The sequence below is a fragment of the Vibrio sp. CB1-5 genome (assembly GCF_059412285.1).
The window spans coordinates 60,618-79,720 of record NZ_JBJHPB010000007.1; the positions used below are offsets into that span (position 1 = coordinate 60,618).

The 19,103-nt window shown below is 46.5% G+C and carries 16 protein-coding genes and 1 riboswitch; of the genes, 11 read left to right on the plus strand and 5 right to left on the minus strand.

What is annotated here, in order from left to right; genetic code table 11:
* Positions 1–8 precede the first annotated feature (8 nt).
* The 4 genes from ACJB0T_RS07270 to serS all read left to right on the plus strand — a co-directional run bounded on the left by ACJB0T_RS07270 (position 9) and on the right by serS (position 6,504).
* Positions 9–3,059: a DNA translocase FtsK gene (locus tag ACJB0T_RS07270; protein WP_479289348.1), complete on the plus strand. Its 3,051-nt coding sequence runs from the start codon at positions 9–11 to the stop codon at positions 3,057–3,059.
* Positions 3,060–3,093: 34 nt separating this feature from the next.
* On the plus strand, positions 3,094–3,726 hold the full coding sequence (gene lolA / locus ACJB0T_RS07275; RefSeq protein WP_479289349.1) for an outer membrane lipoprotein periplasmic chaperone LolA: 633 nt from the start codon (positions 3,094–3,096) through the stop codon (positions 3,724–3,726).
* 17 nt (positions 3,727–3,743) lie between these two features.
* A complete protein-coding gene (locus tag ACJB0T_RS07280) occupies positions 3,744–5,093 on the plus strand; it encodes a replication-associated recombination protein A (protein ID WP_479289351.1) in 1,350 nt (449 codons plus the stop codon).
* A gap of 103 nt (positions 5,094–5,196) precedes the next feature.
* Positions 5,197–6,504 carry a serine--tRNA ligase gene (gene serS / locus ACJB0T_RS07285; RefSeq protein ID WP_479289353.1) on the plus strand — a complete coding sequence of 436 codons (1,308 nt, stop codon included), beginning with the start codon at positions 5,197–5,199 and terminating at the stop codon, positions 6,502–6,504.
* Positions 6,505–6,579: 75 nt separating this feature from the next.
* Here serS and bioA read toward each other — a convergent pair whose 3' ends face one another.
* Positions 6,580–7,863 (minus strand): adenosylmethionine--8-amino-7-oxononanoate transaminase, encoded by a 1,284-nt coding sequence (gene bioA, locus ACJB0T_RS07290; RefSeq protein WP_479289354.1) that lies wholly within the window; start codon positions 7,861–7,863, stop codon positions 6,580–6,582.
* A 120-nt stretch (positions 7,864–7,983) separates the two neighbouring features.
* On the opposite strand from bioA, the gene bioB reads away from it, so the two are divergent.
* The 7 genes from bioB to ACJB0T_RS07325 all read left to right on the plus strand — a co-directional run bounded on the left by bioB (position 7,984) and on the right by ACJB0T_RS07325 (position 15,836).
* A complete protein-coding gene (gene bioB, locus ACJB0T_RS07295) occupies positions 7,984–9,036 on the plus strand; it encodes a biotin synthase BioB (protein WP_112461998.1) in 1,053 nt (350 codons plus the stop codon).
* On the plus strand, positions 9,020–10,174 hold the full coding sequence (locus ACJB0T_RS07300; protein WP_479289355.1) for an 8-amino-7-oxononanoate synthase: 1,155 nt from the start codon (positions 9,020–9,022) through the stop codon (positions 10,172–10,174). Before bioB ends, ACJB0T_RS07300 begins: the two co-directional genes overlap by 17 nt.
* Positions 10,175–10,978, plus strand: coding sequence for a malonyl-ACP O-methyltransferase BioC (gene bioC, locus ACJB0T_RS07305; protein ID WP_479289357.1), 804 nt, complete (start codon positions 10,175–10,177; stop codon positions 10,976–10,978).
* Positions 10,975–11,652 (plus strand): dethiobiotin synthase, encoded by a 678-nt coding sequence (gene bioD, locus ACJB0T_RS07310; RefSeq protein WP_479289359.1) that lies wholly within the window; start codon positions 10,975–10,977, stop codon positions 11,650–11,652. The genes bioC and bioD overlap by 4 nt, the downstream gene beginning before the upstream one ends.
* Positions 11,653–12,215: 563 nt before the next feature.
* Positions 12,216–13,433 (plus strand): glucose-1-phosphate adenylyltransferase, encoded by a 1,218-nt coding sequence (gene glgC / locus ACJB0T_RS07315; RefSeq protein WP_479289361.1) that lies wholly within the window; start codon positions 12,216–12,218, stop codon positions 13,431–13,433.
* A 1-nt stretch (position 13,434) separates the two neighbouring features.
* Positions 13,435–14,892, plus strand: coding sequence for a glycogen synthase GlgA (gene glgA, locus ACJB0T_RS07320; protein WP_479289363.1), 1,458 nt, complete (start codon positions 13,435–13,437; stop codon positions 14,890–14,892).
* Between the two features lie 146 nt (positions 14,893–15,038).
* The gene (locus ACJB0T_RS07325) at positions 15,039–15,836 is read left to right on the plus strand and encodes an alpha/beta fold hydrolase (RefSeq protein WP_112462002.1); all 798 of its coding nucleotides are present in this window, start codon (positions 15,039–15,041) and stop codon (positions 15,834–15,836) included.
* Here ACJB0T_RS07325 and ACJB0T_RS07330 read toward each other — a convergent pair.
* The 4 genes from ACJB0T_RS07330 to purR form a co-directional block, all read right to left on the minus strand.
* A complete protein-coding gene (locus ACJB0T_RS07330) occupies positions 15,817–16,149 on the minus strand; it encodes a putative signal transducing protein (protein WP_479289365.1) in 333 nt (110 codons plus the stop codon). The genes ACJB0T_RS07325 and ACJB0T_RS07330 overlap by 20 nt on opposite strands.
* Positions 16,150–16,833: a TVP38/TMEM64 family protein gene (locus tag ACJB0T_RS07335; RefSeq protein ID WP_479289367.1), complete on the minus strand. Its 684-nt coding sequence runs from the start codon at positions 16,831–16,833 to the stop codon at positions 16,150–16,152. It abuts the gene before it with no gap.
* Positions 16,834–16,953: 120 nt separating this feature from the next.
* Entirely contained in the window at positions 16,954–17,544 is a 591-nt protein-coding gene (locus ACJB0T_RS07340; RefSeq protein WP_479289369.1) for a TfoX/Sxy family DNA transformation protein, read from the minus strand.
* 115 nt (positions 17,545–17,659) lie between these two features.
* A riboswitch (cyclic di-GMP riboswitch) is annotated at positions 17,660–17,746 on the minus strand.
* A gap of 180 nt (positions 17,747–17,926) precedes the next feature.
* Positions 17,927–18,931: an HTH-type transcriptional repressor PurR gene (gene purR, locus ACJB0T_RS07345; RefSeq protein WP_479289370.1), complete on the minus strand. Its 1,005-nt coding sequence runs from the start codon at positions 18,929–18,931 to the stop codon at positions 17,927–17,929.
* Positions 18,932–19,103 lie beyond the last annotated feature (172 nt).

Sequence of the window (19,103 nt, forward strand, 5' to 3'; positions counted from 1 at the left end):
TGTTGGTTATGTTCAGACAGGACAAAAAAAGAGTCGAAACGATTATCAAGACGAGTGAGGAGCCTCAGGCGACTCGTTTAAACGGATTTCAGCGGTTAAGAGAATGCTGTTTCATCTTAGCTGTGCTTACCTCTATTCTACTCGCCGTAGCCTTATTCACCTTTAGTCCGGCGGATCCGTCATGGTCACAGACTGCATGGGGCGGTGACATTCAAAACGCTGGTGGCTTTGTTGGTGCGTGGCTGGCGGATACTCTATTTTTTGTTTTTGGCTCTTTGGCATACCCAATTCCTTTCATCATTGCGTTTAGTGCTTGGGTCTTTTTCCGTAATCGTGACGAAGATGATCCTATTGATCTGATGATCTGGGGTACGCGTCTACTTGGACTGACCGTTCTAATTCTCACGAGCAGTGGCCTTGCTGACATCAACTTTGATGATATCTGGTACTTCTCTTCAGGTGGCGTAATTGGTGACGTTCTAACCAGCTTATCTCTACCAACGTTAAATGTGTTAGGTACGACTTTGGTGCTGCTATTCCTTTGGGGCGCGGGCTTTACTTTGCTTACTGGCATCTCTTGGCTAAGAATCGTCGAGTGGATTGGCGATAGCGTGCTATCAATGAGCGCGGCACTCGTTAATAAGGTTCGTGGTACCAAAGAAGAAGTGTATGAGCCTGTCCTAGAAGACCAAGAGTCCGATGAAACAGAGGAACTGCCACGCTTTAGCGCAGACAGTGAAGTGCAAGAGGCTCCCGTTACCAGTAAGAAGCAATACAATATTCATGTTCCAGATTCGGTGCCTTCGGCTTCAGCAGAGCCTGAACCAGCCTATGACCCACTGTTTGCTAAATCAGAAGACGATACTGTTTCGCAAGGAGCCAGTGCTTTACAAAAAACAGTCGCTTCACAAGAGCCTACCGCTTCACAAGAGCCAACTGTACTGCAAGCCGTGTCTGCTCCATCAGAAGTGAGCATCCCTGAAACGGCACAACTTAGCGAAGAGCCAGTGCAAGTAGAAGCAGTCGCACCGGAAACCGTTCAACCTCAGCAGCCTCAAGTTGAACGCACTCGTCAGCTTGGTGCAACGATTGAAGAACTGGAAAATGCTGCTCGCTCTAGTGATGACTATGCGAATCAGGGAGAGGAGACTGAGTGGCCAGCATCGAGTGTTGCTGCTCCAACAATTGAAGAGCCATTGAGTCACGAGGCTATGTTTGCTCCTGAGCCTCAGTTTACTGAGGAGCCTGTTAACCAACAGGTCGAATCATCAGCCTATGCTGTAGATGAAGCCACGCAACAAGTTCAGCCTTCGGTATCAGAAAGCGTCGAAGAAGTGGAGGATTTTACTCCTCCATGGGCTGACGCTACAGATATGGATGCTGAACGTTCAACGTCTCATATTGAACCGACGGTAGATTTCGATGCTTTAGATGCAGAAGCCGAAAATGAACCGGTTGATCAAGATGTCGAAGCATTCCAAAACTTGGTAGCCGATGCACAAAAAGCACAAGTGGCGAAAATGAATCCATTCTTGGTTCAGCAGGACCAGAATCTACCTAAACCCGCAGAACCAATGCCAACGTTAGAACTTCTCTATCATCCAGAGAAGAGAGAGAACTTTATTGACCGAGAAGCGTTGGAAAACATTGCTCGCTTGGTTGAATCTAAGCTGGCGGATTACAAGATCAAAGCCGAAGTCGTGGACATCTTCCCTGGTCCTGTGATTACACGTTTCGAACTAGATCTTGCACCGGGTGTAAAGGTAAGCCGAATTTCTGGCCTTTCAATGGACCTAGCACGCTCATTGTCAGCAATGGCGGTTCGTGTTGTGGAAGTGATTCCGGGTAAGCCGTATGTCGGTCTTGAGCTGCCGAACATGACGCGTCAAACCGTTTTCTTCTCTGACGTGGTGGGTAGCCAAGCGTTTATCGATTCAAAATCACCAACCACGGTAGTGCTCGGTCAGGATATCGCCGGTGAAGCTGTGGTGGCGGATCTATCGAAAATGCCACACGTGCTTGTCGCGGGTACCACCGGTTCAGGTAAGTCTGTGGGTGTTAACGTCATGATCTTGAGTATGCTTTATAAGGCAACGCCTGAAGACGTACGCTTTATCATGATTGACCCGAAAATGTTGGAGCTTTCCATCTACGAAGGTATTCCTCATCTTCTTTCTGAGGTCGTTACCGACATGAAAGATGCCTCGAATGCACTTCGTTGGTGTGTGGGTGAGATGGAACGTCGTTACAAGTTGATGTCAGCGCTTGGCGTTCGAAACATCAAGGGCTTCAATGACAAATTGAAAATGGCAGCGGATGCAGGCCATCCTATCCATGATCCTCTGTGGCAAGAAGGCGACAGCATGGATCCAGAGCCGCCACTGCTTGAGAAACTTCCATACATCGTAGTGGTGGTCGATGAGTTTGCCGACCTAATGATGGTCGTAGGCAAGAAGGTAGAAGAACTGATCGCACGTTTGGCTCAGAAAGCACGTGCTGCTGGTATTCACTTGATACTTGCAACTCAGCGACCGTCGGTAGACGTAATTACTGGTTTGATTAAAGCCAACATTCCGACTCGTGTCGCCTTTACAGTTTCGACCAAGACCGATTCACGCACTATTCTTGATCAAGGCGGCGCTGAATCCCTGCTTGGTATGGGTGATATGTTGTATCTGCCACCTGGCTCTAGCCATACAACTCGTGTACACGGTGCATTTGCGTCTGATGATGATGTGCATGCTGTGGTGAACAACTGGAAAGCACGCGGTAAGCCTAACTATATTGAAGAAATTACCAATGGCGAGCAGTCTCCAGAGACGTTGCTACCCGGTGAGAAGATGGAAGGCGACGAAGAAATGGACCCATTGTTCGATCAAGTTGTCGAACATGTTGTTCAGTCACGTCGAGGTTCGGTCTCTGGTGTCCAGCGCCGATTTAAGATTGGTTATAACCGTGCTGCACGTATTGTCGAGCAGCTCGAGGCTCAAGGTATCGTGAGTGCACCAGGTCATAATGGTAACCGCGAAGTACTGGCACCCGCGCCACCAAAAGAATAATTTCGATTCGCCTTAAGAGGTAAGAGGAAATCAAATGAAGAAATGGTTTAATGCTGCGATGTTAACTGTATCAGCAGTGGGCTTTTCAGCTCTAGCTTTTTCAAACATGGCTTTTGCAACGCCGCAAAAAGAGCTCAGCGAAAGACTTCAATTAAACGATGGTTTTAGTGCCACCTTCACTCAAGAAGTGACCAGCCCAGATGGGGATGTGGTGATGGAAGGCGAAGGTAATGTAGAGATCTCACGCCCAAGTATGTTTCGATGGGTCACGACACTGCCCGATGAAAATGTTCTAGTATCCGATGGACAAAACCTGTGGTACTACAGCCCATTTATTGAACAGGTCAGTATTTACAATCAAGAGCAGGCAACTGAGCAGACACCGTTTGTACTTTTGACACGTAATCGCGCTAGCGACTGGGACAACTACAGCGTCAACCAAAAAGGTGATGTATTTACTTTAGTTCCAACGGCTGTCGATTCTACGCAAGGTCAATTTCAAATCAATATCGATAGCAAAGGCATTGTTCATGGCTTTAATGTGATTGAACAAGATGGCCAAAAGGGTAGCTTTGCTTTCGACAACATTAAAGTAGGCAAACCTGCCTCAGACCGATTTACCTTTGTTGTTCCGGATGGTGTCGAAATTGATGACCAACGGAACTAGGTCGCTAGGACGTTATCGTGAGTAATTTCAGTTTTGATTTTTCAGGGGACGAAGATTTTCGTCCCCTTGCTGCTAGAATGCGCCCAGAAACGGTTGAGCAATACATTGGTCAGCAGCATATTCTGGGTGTGGGGAAACCTCTGAGGCGAGCGCTTGAGGCGGGACAACTGCACTCAATGATTTTGTGGGGACCACCCGGAACCGGCAAGACGACGCTTGCTGAAGTCGCGGCCAACTACGCCAACGCGGAAGTGGAACGTGTATCTGCGGTGACGTCTGGTGTCAAAGAGATCCGTGCAGCTATCGAGCGTGCTCGAGAAAATAAGCTTGCTGGCAAGCGCACCATCTTGTTTGTTGACGAGGTGCATCGCTTTAATAAAAGTCAGCAAGATGCGTTTTTGCCACACATCGAAGACGGCACGGTTACCTTTATTGGCGCCACCACTGAAAACCCGTCATTTGAACTCAATAACGCACTGCTTTCCCGTGCAAGGGTGTATAAACTCACCTCGCTTGATACTGCCGACATTCTTCTGGTACTGGAACAAGCTAGAAATGATGAACAGCGTGGTCTAGGTGCCATTGCTGCAAGCTTTCATGACAATGTACTTGAGCGCCTCGCTGAGCTAGTCAATGGTGATGCGAGAATGTCGCTCAATTATCTTGAGTTGCTCTATGACATGGCAGAAGACAATGCACAAGGCGAGAAAGAGATAACATTGCCTCTGCTTGCGGAGGTTGCTGGCGAGAAGGTCAATCGTTTCGATAATAAAGGCGACATTTGGTACGACCTTATTTCGGCAGTTCATAAGTCGATTCGTGGTTCTAATCCCGATGCTGCGCTTTATTGGTCCGCAAGGATGATTGCCGCAGGGTGTGACCCGCTTTATATCGCTAGACGTTTACTGGCAATCGCGTCGGAAGATATTGGTAACGCAGACCCAAGAGCAATGCAGGTCGCGCTATCTGCGTGGGACTGCTTTACTCGAGTTGGTCCTGCCGAAGGAGAGCGCGCTATCGCCCAGGCGATTGTCTATCTTGCTTGCGCACCTAAAAGTAATGCTGTTTACACAGCTTGGAAGCAAGCGCTGCGAGATGCGCATAACCTCCCTGAGTATGAAGTCCCTCACCATCTAAGAAATGCGCCTACGTCATTGATGAAAGGCATGGGCTATGGCGCGGAGTATCGTTATGCTCATGATGAGCCGGGTGCATACGCTGCTGGCGAGCGCTACTTACCTCCTGAAATGGCAGGCACGTGTTACTATGAGCCGACAAATCGGGGGCTTGAAACCAAAATTGGTGAAAAGTTAGATTATCTGGCGGATTTAGACGCAAAAAGCCCACAAAAGCGCTATGAAAAGTAGTGGCTTTTCGTTATCTTTACTCGGTTAACAAATCAATATCTGTCCTTGGTTAGGAAATGACCAGGGACAGAGTTCTTCACAACTATAAAGCATAGGATTGGCAATGCTGGATTCTAAATTACTTCGTACAGAGCTGGATGAAACAGCTGAAAAATTAGCACGTCGTGGCTTCACGCTAGACGTAGAAACTATCGGTAAACTTGAAGAGCAACGTAAGTCGATTCAAGTAGAAGTTGAGAATTTACAATCCACGCGTAACTCCATTTCTAAGCAGATCGGCCAGAAGATGGCTGCCGGCGACAAAGAAGGCGCTGAAGAGATCAAAAAGCAGATCGGTACACTAGGTAGCGATCTTGAAGCGAAGAAAGAAGAGCTAGCAGCGGTAATGGCTCAGCTTGAAGACATCACGCTTTCTGTTCCTAACTTGCCAGCGGACGATGTACCACAAGGTAAAGACGAAAACGACAACGTAGAGATTTCTCGTTGGGGTGAGCCTAAGACTTACGACTTTGACGTAAAAGACCACGTTGACCTAGGTGAAATGGGTGGCGGTCTAGATTTCGCTAGCGCAACTAAGATCACTGGCGCTCGCTTTATCGTAATGAAAGGCCAGTTCGCTCGCCTACACCGTGCTATCGCACAGTTCATGCTTGATCTTCATACTGAAGAGCACGGCTACACAGAAATGTACGTACCGTACCTAGTGAACTCTGACAGCCTATTTGGCACGGGTCAGCTACCTAAGTTTGGTAAAGATCTGTTCCACACGGAACCACTGACTGAAAAAGCAAGCGATGAAGAGCCACGTAAATTGTCTCTGATCCCAACGGCAGAAGTGCCGGTGACTAACCTAGTGCGCGATACCATCTCTGAAGAGGCAGATCTGCCACTTAAGATGACAGCTCACACACCATGTTTCCGTTCAGAAGCAGGCTCTTACGGTCGTGACACTCGTGGTCTTATCCGTATGCACCAATTCGACAAAGTTGAACTGGTTCAAATCACTAAGCCAGAAGATTCAATGAATGCGCTTGAAGAGCTTACTGGTCACGCTGAGAAAGTTCTGCAACTACTAGAGCTTCCATACCGTAAAGTGGTTCTATGTACGGGTGACATGGGCTTCGGTGCTCGTAAGACTTACGACCTTGAAGTTTGGGTTCCAGCGCAAGAGACATACCGTGAGATCTCTTCTTGCTCAAACATGTGGGATTTCCAAGCGCGTCGTATGCAAGCACGTTTCCGTCGTAAAGGTGAGAAGAAGCCTGAGCTTGTTCACACACTAAACGGTTCTGGTCTAGCTGTGGGTCGTACTATGGTTGCCATTCTTGAGAACAACCAAGAATCGGACGGCCGTATTGCTATCCCAACTGCGCTACAGAAGTACATGGGCGGCGCTACGCACATCGGCTAATACAAGGGTATTAACTACAGTGACACGTTAGGACTTAGGTCCTAGGTCCTAGGTCCAAGGGCCTAGGACCTTTTTTTACCTTTCAATAAAGCAATCAGGTTTATCGAGTGCGCCAGAAATTGCCGCGACCAATCTTTCAATATGCTCTGGCTGGCTAATGTAGGGAGGCATCATGTAAATGAGACGGCCAAACGGGCGAATCCACACCCCTTGCTCGACGAAGTGTTTCTGAATCACTTCCATGTTAACCGCCTTATGCGTTTCGACTACACCGATTGCCCCTAACCAACGTACATCTTTCACGTTCGAGAAGCTTGTTAGCTTAGGCAACAGTTCCGCAAATAGGGACTCAATACTGCTCACTTGCGACTGCCATTCGTTACTGGCAACGATATCCAAACTCGCGCTTGCTACGGCGCAAGCCAGCGGGTTACCCATAAAGGTTGGGCCGTGCATAAAGCAGCCTGCTTCGCCGCCACAGACCGTATCTGCGACGTGTTTACTGGTTAATGTGGCTGACAGTGTCATGTAACCACCTGTGAGCGCCTTGCCGACGCACATGATGTCTGGCTGGATGTTGGCGTGTTCGCTGGCGAACAGTTTCCCAGTGCGGCCAAAGCCAGTCGCAATCTCATCGAGAATAAGCAGGACACCATATTGATCGCAAAGCTCTCTTACGCGCTGCAGGAAGGTAGGGTGGTACAAACGCATTCCGCCGGCCCCTTGAACAATAGGTTCAAGGATCACCGCAGCCACTTCAGTGTGATGAGTTTCCATTTTGCATTTGAAATCACGGATGTCCGCTTCATTCCATTCGTCCCAAAACCCAACCTCTGGAGAGTCTGCAAAGATATGCTCAGGCAAAAATCCCTTATACAAGCTATGCATGGAATTATTGGGATCGGTCACTGACATGGCGGCAAACGTGTCGCCGTGGTAGCCGTGGGAGAGAGTAAGGAACTTTGGCCTGCGCTCACCGCGAGCGTGCCAATATTGCAGCGCCATCTTCAGTGACACCTCAACCGCAACTGATCCTGAATCAGCTAGGAAAATATGCTCCATATTGTCAGGTGCAAGCTCAAGAAGCTTCTTGCTGACATCAATGGCAGGCTGGTGGGTGATACCACCAAACATCACGTGGGACACTTTTTCACTTTGGGATTGCAGCGCCGCATTGAGTTTAGGGTGGTTATAGCCATGGATGGTCGACCACCAAGACGACATCCCATCGACGAGCTCTGTTCCGTCCTCCAAAGTGAGGTGAACGCCTTCAGCGGATACTACGGGGTAACAACTAAGGGGATTGAGTGTGGAAGTGTAGGGATGCCAAATGTGTTTTTTGTCGAAATCTAAATCCATGAAATGCGGCCGCTTAAATTTTAATCAAGTGTAAACTTGCGTCTGTGGTCGGTGTTGACAGTGTATCGCTTGTCGGTACACTAGCCAAGACTAAAAACAATGAGAGCAAAGGATTTACCTGTGGAAGTACGACACGATTGGACGCATGCCGAAGTGCAAGAGCTAATGAACAAGCCGTTTATGGATCTATTGTTCGAAGCGCAAACTGTGCACCGTCAACATCAGCAAACCAACCATGTTCAAGTTAGCACCCTGTTGTCGATTAAAACTGGTGCTTGTCCTGAAGATTGTAAGTACTGCCCACAAAGCGCACGCTATAAAACCGATGTGGAAGCAGAGCGCTTGATGGAAGTCGAACGTGTGCTAGATGCGGCGCAAAAAGCCAAAAACGCAGGTTCGACACGTTTCTGTATGGGTGCGGCGTGGAAGAATCCCAAAGAGCGTGACATGCCTTTGCTGACCGACATGATTAAAGGTGTCAAAGAGATGGGGCTAGAAACCTGTATGACGCTAGGTATGTTGACGCCAGATCAGGCTACTCACCTTGCTGATGCGGGTTTGGATTACTACAACCACAACCTTGACACCTCTCCTGAGTTTTACGGCAATATCATTACAACTCGAACCTACCAAGATCGGTTGGATACGCTCAGCCACGTGCGTGATGCCGGTATGAAAATCTGCTCAGGCGGAATTATTGGCATGGGTGAGAGCGCCAATGACCGCGCGGGCTTGCTGATGGAGCTTGCCAACCTTCCTGTCCAGCCAGAAAGTGTTCCAATCAACATGCTGGTTAAAGTTAAGGGAACACCGCTTGAAGAAGTGGATGATGTCGAGCCTTTTGACTTTATTCGTCTTATCGCGATTGCACGAATCATGATGCCGAACTCAGCAGTACGCTTGTCTGCAGGGCGTGAGGACATGAATGAGCAAATGCAGGCTCTGTGCTTTATGGCTGGTGCTAACTCGGTGTTCTATGGCTGTAAGCTACTCACCACACCAAACCCAGATGAAGATAAAGATCTTCAGCTGTTTAAAAAGCTCGGTATTAACCGTGAAGAAACCTCACAAAAACCGGATGAGGTGCAAGAAAATGACCTTCTCGACCAAGTAGTGAGCCGAGTTGCTGCACGTCCTACCAAAGACGACCTATTTTATGACGCTAGCGTTTAATCAGCGCATTCAAAAGGCGTTGGAAGAGAGAAAGCAGAGCGACTTGTTGCGCTCTGTCATCCCCTTAGAAAGGGGCAACCAAGCGGTTTTTCAAAACAATGGTCAGTTGTTTGATAATTTCTCTTCGAATGATTACCTCGGCTTAGCGGCGAGTGATGAGCTCAAGTTTTGTTATCAGCAAGCAGTGAGTGACTATGGCGTTGGTAGCGCAGCATCACCGCTGGTTACAGGCTACTCAAATCAACATCAAAACCTCGAGTCTGCTTTAACTGAATGGCTAGGGTATGAGAGTGCAGTGTTCTTTTCTTCTGGCTTTGCCGCCAATCAAGCCGCTGTTTTCGCATTGCTGAAAAAGGGCGATTTGCTGCTTCAAGACAAGCTAAATCACGCTTCATTGATGGAAGCTGGCATGCTGTCTGACGCCGATATGAAACGCTATCGCCACTGCAACCAAGAGCACCTTGCTCAATTGCTCTGCGCCGACAAGCCTATAATGGTGGTGACAGAAAGTGTGTTTAGTATGGATGGCGATATTGCCGATCTCGATGGTTTTGTCTCTTTGTGCGAGCAAGCGGGCGCGCTCTCCATAATTGATGACGCTCATGGTATTGGCGTGATTGGTGAGCAGGGCAATGGCGCAGTCGGAATGGCAAGTAAACGCGCAGATATTTTGGTTGTGACATTTGGTAAGGCGTTTGGCCTTAATGGTGCCGCCATCTTGTGCTCACGAGAAATGAAAGACTACCTAACTCAATTTGCGCGTCACTACGTTTACTCAACCGCGTTTTCAGCGGCTCATGCTGTGGCGATCACTAAAGCAGTCGAGATGATTCAAACTCAACAATGGCGCCGAGAAAAACTGATTGAACTCGGCGCTATCTATGATGAAACGCTAAATGGAACAGCGGGTTTTGTTGCTACCAAAACACCAATTAAACCGTGGTTGGTAGGCGAGGAAAGTAATGTTTTAGCACTGTGCGCTGCATTAAAGCGTGAGCAGAGTTGGACGACAGCCATTCGGCCGCCAACAGTCCCTAGGGGCTCGGCGCGACTTAGAATCACACTGTCAGCAGCCCACGAAGCGACAGCCGTCCAAAAACTCGCCATCAGTTTAAAACGACATTTGGAGGGATGCTAAATGTCAGAGGTATTAGCAAATCTTGCGGATTATCAGACTAACAAAGCGGCGATATCAGAGTCGTTTGGCCGCGCAGCAAAACACTATGATCAGCACGCTGAACTGCAGCGCCTCGTTGCGGATCGTTTGTTGGCCTTGCTACCAGCCGATTTGACGGGATATCGTATTCTCGATTTAGGTTGTGGTACTGGATATTGTTCCTTGGCGTTACGAGAGCGGGGAGCGAATGTTGTATGTGCTGACTTGTCCAGTGAGATGCTTACTGTTGCCAAGCAGCGCTGCGGTACCAAGCGAGTTTCCTATCAAGTGGCGGATGCAGAAGCGCTGCCATTTGAAGACAAGTGTTTTGATGTCGTGATATCAAGCCTAGCGTTGCAGTGGTGCAGTGATTTAGCCGTGCCGCTTGCTGAGATGAAGCGAGTAACAAAACTAGGTGGAAGCTTGCATTTTTCAACGCTCCTTGATGGCTCTTTATTGGAGCTAAAGCGCTCGTGGGGCAAAATTGATGCATATCAACATGTCAACGACTTTACCTCTCTCAATCAGGTAAAAATTGCGTTAGCGCAATCTGAGTGTATCCACCATCAACTAGACTTGCCGAAAATAGTTATGTGGTATGAGACCGCTTTTGGTTTGATGAAAGACCTTAAAGGAATAGGAGCAACGCATGTTGAAGGTCGCTCCAAAGGGTTTACCAGTCGACGTGCATTGAAGACGCTCGAACTGGAATACAAGCAGTACGCGAATCAAAACGGCCTATTACCCGCCAGTTATCAAATTTGTTTAGGATCAGTTGCATTATGATGAAAGCACTATTTATTGCAGGTACGGATACTGAAGTTGGGAAAACCGTTGTATCAAAAGCGATATTAAGTGCTGTTGGTGCACAGGGAAAAACGACAATCGGTTACAAGCCAGTTGCGGCAGGCTGCGAGAAAACCGAGCGAGGTTTACGTAATTCAGATGCGTTGCATCTTCAACAAGCAGCCAACCTAGATGTTGAATACGACCTAGTTAACCCATATGCCTTGTCGTTGCCGGCATCGCCTCATATCGCTGCGATTGCTGATGACGTCGAAGTGGATTACCAAGTTCTCTCTAGTGTGCTAGAGCAACATAAGCAAAACAGTGATTTTGTATTGGTAGAAGGTGCCGGTGGCTGGCGCGTTCCAGTGTCAAAACAAGATTGTTTGTCAACTTGGGTTAAGCAAGAGAAGCTGCCTGTCGTTCTGGTAGTGGGTATCAAACTTGGTTGTTTGAGTCATGCGATGTTGACAGCAGAAGCCATTAAAGCGGATGGACTCGAACTTGTCGGTTGGGTAGCGAATCGTGTTAACCCTGGCGTTGAGCACTATGCTGAGATCATTGAGATGTTAGAAGGCTCGATGGGCGCACCGAAGTTGGGTGAAATTCCTTATGTACCAGGCTGCAAAAAACGAGATTTAGGCAAGTACATTAATCTTGAAGTCATTCGTTAATCAACGAGTAACAAATCAAGCGTTTTGTGTTTTAAATAGCCTCTTGCATATTCATTAGCGCTTGGGGCTTTTTTGTATTTATTTTATACATAAGTTACCAACCCCAGTCCGATTTTTAATCAAATGTAACGCTTTTCAAACTTTTTAACTGGTCGAACCATGTTAGCCTTCTGATTTTTAGGAATTTTTACCAATTCATACAGTTTAGTAAAACCAATGTTAACTCTGTGTGTTGAATGGGTGATCTCAGTATGGCATTCTGTGACAAAGCACAAGAGTTTCAATGCAATTGGGTTCAATGTTTAATATTGAGCGATAGCGCATTGTAATCTCGCTATAAAACGATAGTTTAGTGAAAAAACCATACGAAAGTTATGGAGCTAATAAGGCCAAAAAACAAGCAAAACAAGGCCTCTCAAACGAATTGTATACAAGATTCAACGTTTGAATGATCGGTGTAGTAATCGACATTGTCATCCGTTAAAAACGACGCTAGATACCCCCCTAATATATAACCTAAGTATCTAGCAACATGGAAAGCTGAAATAAAAACGGAGAAATCAATGGCTGGTGTTTTAGGAATGATCCTTGCTGGTGGTGAGGGTTCTCGCCTTCGTCCTCTTACGGAATCTCGCAGTAAGCCTGCTGTACCTTTTGGAGGCAGTTACCGCCTTATCGACTTCGCGCTTAATAATTTCATTAACGCGGACTTGATGAGAATTTATGTTCTTACTCAATTTAAATCCCAATCTCTCTATCAACACATGCGTAAAGGCTGGAACTTGACGGGGATTACCGACAGATTTATCGACCCAATTCCTGCGCAAATGCGTGACGGTAAACGATGGTATGAAGGCACAGCCGATGCTATCTACCAAAACGTTCGATTCATTGAACTGGCTAATCCAGAGCATGTTTGTATCTTTGGTTCTGACCATATCTATAAAATGGATATTCGTCAGATGTTGGACTTCCACAAACGTACCGAAGCTAAGCTGACGGTTTCAGCGCTGCGTATGCCATTGGCCGAGGCCTCTGAGTTTGGCGTTATCGAAGTGGATGAAAATGGCAAAATGATCGGCTTTGAAGAGAAGCCTGCAAACCCTAAATCGATTCCAGGCCACCCTGATATGGCGCTTGTGTCTATGGGTAACTACATTTTCGAAGCAGAGAGTTTGTGCAATGAACTTCGCATCGATGCGGAGAATGAAAGCTCCAGCCATGATTTCGGCAAAGACATCATTCCTAAGATGTTCCCTGAAGGTGAAGTCTATGTATATGACTTCTCGACGAACAAAATCAGCGGTGAGAAAGAGACCACCTATTGGCGCGATGTGGGTACTATTGATTCTTACTGGGCAGCTCATATGGATCTACTGCACGAAGACCCTGAGTTCTCGCTTTATAACCGTAAGTGGCCCCTACATACTTACTACCCGCCGTTGCCACCTGCGACGTTTGTCGATGCTGAGCATGAAAAAATCAAAGTGACAGACAGCTTAATTGCTGGTGGTAGTTACGTTCGTGGTTCTTCTATCTACAAATCGGTACTGGGCTTTAGAAGTAATATTGCTGCTGGTTCTGCAGTGAGTGAATCTGTTATTCTAGGTGACGTTAAGATTGGCGCGGGTTGTACCATCAAGCGCGCGATCATCGACAAAAATGTTGAAATTGCCCCTGGAACTGTGATCGGTGAGGATCTCGAGCTAGACGCGAAGCGTTTCCATGTGTCTCCAGGTGGCATTGTTGTCATCAAAAAAGGGACAAAAGTTGGATTCTAGAATGAGAAACATAGACGTATGGTTTCCAGTTTCAGAAGTTCAAGGGCTGATTAAAAGTGGAGGCTTGGCGGATGTCGCCAAGGCTCTGCCGAAAGCGCTTCAAGAACTTGGCAAGGAGGTAGCGATCACGCTACCAGGCTATCAGAAATTACCTAACAAGGATCAGTATGAGTTTGTGCTTGCCACTGAGCTAGAGCATTGGCCTCATACGCCTTATCAAGTCAAGAAAACCTACCTCGATGGGGTAGAAGTGTACGTGATCGAGTGCGATCGCTATTTTGACCGCCCAGAGCTTTATGCTGAGCATAACCGAGCGTACGCAGATAACGGTGAGCGTTTTGGCTTTTTCGCTGCTGCGAGCTTAGATGTGCTGCCAAAGCTTGGTATCAAACCTGCGGTTGTGCACGCTAACGACTGGCATACCGGTCTCATCCCATTTCTGCTCAAAACGCGTTATGCTGAAGACACACGCTTTAATGGCACGAAATCGGTGCTAACGGTTCACAACGCCATCTTTAAAGGCATCTTCTCTTACAGCCAGCTGGAAATCATTCCTGAGTTACATCTCTCTGGTATGGAGTTTCTGCAATATGGAGAAGGTTGGGTGAGTACGCTGCGTGCGGGTATAGCCTTTGCGGACAAAATCAACGCGGTTAGCCCAAATTATGCCGCTGAACTAGTAACGCCGCTGGGTTCTCATGGCCTTGTTGACGACTTTGTGCATCGCTCTAAGGATCTGCATGGCATCGTTAATGGTTGTGACTATTCCGAGTGGAACCCTAAGCATGACGAGTTTTTGCCGGCCAACTACAGTGATGAGCTAGAAAGCATGTTGTCTGGGAAGCTCGCTTCTAAGACATTACTTCAGCAAGAGTTAGGACTGCCTGAGCGCAACGTTCCTATGGTGGGCATGGTGTGTCGATTAACGCACCAAAAAGGCTTCCACTATATCCTGCCAATTTTGGACAAGTTCCTAAAGAATGATGTTCAGGTAGTGATTATCGGTACTGGTGAGCCACAAATCGCGTCTCATTTGAACGACCTAGCCGAAGAGTTTTCTGACAAGCTTAAGTTTGTCGAGGCATACAGCAACCGCTTTGCTCACTTAGTTGAGGCAGGCTCGGACTTTTTCTTGATGCCTTCGGAGTTTGAAGCGTGTGGTCTAAATCAAATTTACAGCATGGCTTATGGCACTTTGCCTATCGTGCGTAAGGTGGGCGGGCTTAAAGATACAGTCATTGATTTTGATGACGATCCTGTAAATGCAACAGGCTTTGGCTTTGATGAACCTTGCCACGATGCATTGCTGATTGTTTTGCAACGTGCACTGCTATTTTATCTGCAGCACCCTGAACAAATGCATGAAATGCAGCTACGTTCAATGCGTAAGGACTTTAGCTGGACTGAATCAGCGAAGGAATACATTAAGATGTATGACTTGGCACTGAGCCAGCAGTAAGCTCAATTTAAAAGCGGCAATCGCCGCTTTTTTTCATTTTTGGCTACACTTATTAATCATTTTTACCAAATTCATCGATAGTTTTTGCCTGTCGTCAGGCGAATTATGGTAACTTACTTCTAATTGCATCAAGAATATTGAGTACTATGTCAGAGAGTTTGCTGTTTCATAAAACGTATCAACACCCTACCAGTAACGAGTGGGTGGTTTTTGTGCATGGCGCAGGCGGTAGTTCAAATATCTGGTTCAAACAAATCCGTGCTTATCGTGAACACTTCAATTTGTTGTTTATCGACCTTCGTGGCCATGGTAAGTCGAATCAGTTTCTAAAAGACATCATGTCTAACAAGTACACCTTTAAAGAGGTGACGATGGACATTGTACGTGTGCTGGATCATTTGAAAATTCAGTCAGCACATTTTGTTGGCATGTCTTTAGGTACCATCATCGTTCGCAATATAGCGGAGCTCGCACACTCAAGAGTTCGCTCGATGGTGCTAGGTGGCGCTGTAACGCGTTTTAACACTCGTTCGCAGATCTTGGTGAAGATAGGCAACTGGAGTAAGCACATGATTCCTTACATGTGGCTATACAGCCTATTTGCTTACATTGTGATGCCGCAGCCGGGTCAAAAAGAATCTCGTCACTTATTCGTCCGTGAAGCGAAGAAGTTGTGTCAGAAAGAGTTTAAGCGCTGGTATCAACTGACAACAGAAGTGAACCCGCTTAATCGCTACTTCAAAGATCGTGAGTTGCCGATCCCGACTTTGTATTTGATGGGTGATAAAGATTATATGTTCATTAAGCCGGTCAAAGAGATGGTGGCTGAACATAAATCCAGCCGACTTTTAGAGATTAAAGACTGTGGTCATGTGTGCAATGTTGAAAGGCCAGATGAGTTTAATAAACACTCGATAGATTTCATCAAGTCAGTGGCATCTTAATCTGCTTTGGAGTTTGACAGTTCCAGCAAACCTCAAACTGCCCTTCATTGAGTTCGTCACATGCAAAACAATGCCAATCAGCGTGATTGGCATGTTGAGTTTTTAACTGCCACTGCTTGATAATGGCTTTTGCCATCATTGATTGTTCGATATCGAACAGCCAAACATAAGGCAGTGAACTTTCGTCAAAAGGCACTTCACCTCTTAGCCCAAATACTCCCTCACCGCGTACTTCACAGTGGATACCCTCTGAAGTCAGTTGTTGCTGCACGATGTGAGTCTCTGGTGGGTTATTACCGATAAAAATCTTCATCTATTCTTGTACCTGTGGCGAACGAGAAAGTCGAGCCATGATCCATTTAGCAATGAGCGGGAACAAACCAAGTAGCGCAAAGGAAGCCAATACTGTCGGCGACACTATGCCAGATAGACTATCAATGTTGGCAAGTTGCGTACCAGCGTTTAGATACACCGCAGTACCAGGTAGCATGCCTAGCTGACTCACCAGGTAGTACTTTGATGCACGGATTGGTGTTAGACCCATTAATAGGTTGATCAAAAAGAATGGGAATACTGGGATGAGTCTGAGTGAGAATAGGTAAAAGGCACCATCTTTCTCCACACCTTTATTAATGGTATCGAGCTTTGAACCAAACTTACTTTGCACCCAATCGCGAAGCAAAAATCGACTGCTCAAAAATGCCAGTGTTGCCCCAATGGTACTTGCGAATGAAACCAGTAATAAACTCGTCCAAAACCCGAATAGAGCAGCACCGAGCAAGGTAACGACTGCTGCTCCTGGAATGGAAAACGCGGTGATTGCGATGTAGGCAAAAAAGTAGGTAAGTGCCGCAGTAACAAAATTCGCATCGATGTACTCAGCAAGTGCGGCTTGCTGCGCTTTGGCGTTCTCGAGCGTAAGATGCTGACCAAAATTAACGCCTAAAAATATGATGATGGCAACCAGTACTAACCCAAGTATTAGCTTCTTGCTCATGACGATATCCTTTGTAATGTCTCAGTATTAGTGTAGTAGAAAGGGCAGGCGAGCTTTTCCTTTCATCTAATACGAAAAAAATCAGCCATAAGGCTGATTTTTTATTGGGAAAACCAAGGGTTAGTTGATTAAGCTAGCAAGCTCTTCTCGTTTGGTTTGTGGTATCACAGACCAGTGAGTGCCGTTGATGGCACCTTCTAGAGCCCATAGCAACTCAAGTCCAACTGAACTTGAATGGGTTCTTTGAATGGCTTTGAATGCCTCAACAGAACCGTGCTGCTGCAAATCGCACACAGATTCGATGCCGGCTTTCTTAAGCATACGCTCAGTCGCCAGTCGCAAATTAGGAAGATCTTTTAATCGGTTTGGCTTCGTCTCTGACTGTTGCTCTTTTTCAGTTTTTGCAAACGCGAGCGCTTGTTTAGCATGAGTCAAGATAGCGTCTTGATCTTGCCAACAATCGTCTGGTAGCGCGAAGTACTTAGTTACCACGGGAAATCCACGCTTTTTATAAACGTATGGTTTGTAACCTAGCTTTTTAAAGGTGGAAATGGTCTGATGGTCAGTTCTGATATGTAATTTGTTATTTACTGCCAATGCAAACATCGTATCATCTACGAAGATGCCAAATCCGCCGAACATGGATCGAGACTTTACTCTTCCAAGCTGAGCGAACAACTGCATTGAATCTTTTAGTATAGGATTGTCCATGCTTATTCTTTTCTCGGTGTTATTGATTGTGTCACCAAAATCAGGTCCGAGAGTATAGCAAACGGGTGTCAGAGCTCTGTTAAGCCGCCGCTATAACTGAGTCTTTTCCCTTGCCATCGGCAACCCCGCTACCTATCAATAAAATTGGTTTAGGCCGGAGGCTTTGCGTCCCACCTTTTCAGATGGTTTGCCCTGTGCGTGACACATATAGCATATAGGAAAACTATGTAAGTGATTGATTGTAGATTTTTGGAAATGTGATCTTGGTTCAAATAATGTTTGGTTATTTGTGCCTCAAGGTGAATAAAAAAATTGACATAAGCAGTGGAAAAGTTTGAATGGAGATCAAAAAAAAGTGCCGAAATCGGCACTTTTGTCAGCGTTAGGTTAGGGCTTTGACAGAGTCACGATCTACAATTTCTGGGTGCATTTCGAAAATGCGTTTTTCGTGACCTTTATCTTTGATTCGTTCTAGTAGAATCTCAAAGGCATTTTTACCAACACGTCGCTTCGGTTGGTGCACTGTTGTCAGCGGTGGCGAAAAGTATTCAGCCAGTTCAATATTGTCATAACCGATAACAGAGATATCTTCAGGTACGCGCACACCAAGCTGTTGCAGGCGACTCATCAATCCAAATGCCATTGTGTCATTAAAACAGAATACGGCCGTTGGTCTCTCTTCCATTGCAGCGATGCGGTTAGCAGCGATAACCGCAGTATCACATTCAAAGTTACCTTCTAGAATGCGATCTTCTTTCATCTCTATGCCTGCTTCCGCTAGCGCGCGTTTGTAGCCGATGATGCGTTCTTGGCATACCGCTTTTTCTAGGTGACCACTTAGGCAAGCAATGTCAGTATGACCTTTCTCAATCAGGAACTTAGTCGCTAGATAGCCACCTTCCTCTGAGTTATCGATGATCTTATCGGCTTGAGAGCTCTCTGGACCCCAATCCATGATCACTTTTGGAATGTCGGCGTGACGGTCAAGCATCTCAAGAAGCTCTTCAGTCAAGTCAGAACACATTACCAAAATGCCATCTACGCGTTTTTCCGCTAGCATTCGGATGTAGTCGCGCTGCTTCTCGTAAACACCACCTGTGTTACACAGAATCAGGGTATAACCTTGGCGGTAGCAGTAACTTTCTACACCATCGATCACTTCTGAGAAGAATAAGTTTGTCGATTGGGTAACCAACATACCAATGGTTTTAGTCGAGTTACATTTCAAACTACGAGCAACAGCACTAGGCGCATAGTTAAGTTCATCGACGGCAGCCATCACTTTTTCTTGTGTTGCTTCTGCAACAAAGCGAGTTTTATTAATTACGTGGGATACTGTGGTCGTGGAAACGCCAGCAAGTCGGGCGACATCTTTAATGGTTGCCATAGTGATATCCTATAAGTCGCGGCTTATTGAATTAGTGAGTAAACGTTTGTGCCGCTTTAATTTTAGTGGTTCCAGCGCTTTTGTGAATAAACGGATGCAAAAGCGGAAACCGGCAAGTGTATGCAAGCCTAAGTAGAATCGACAAATTGAGCTCAAAGCTCAATATTGACAC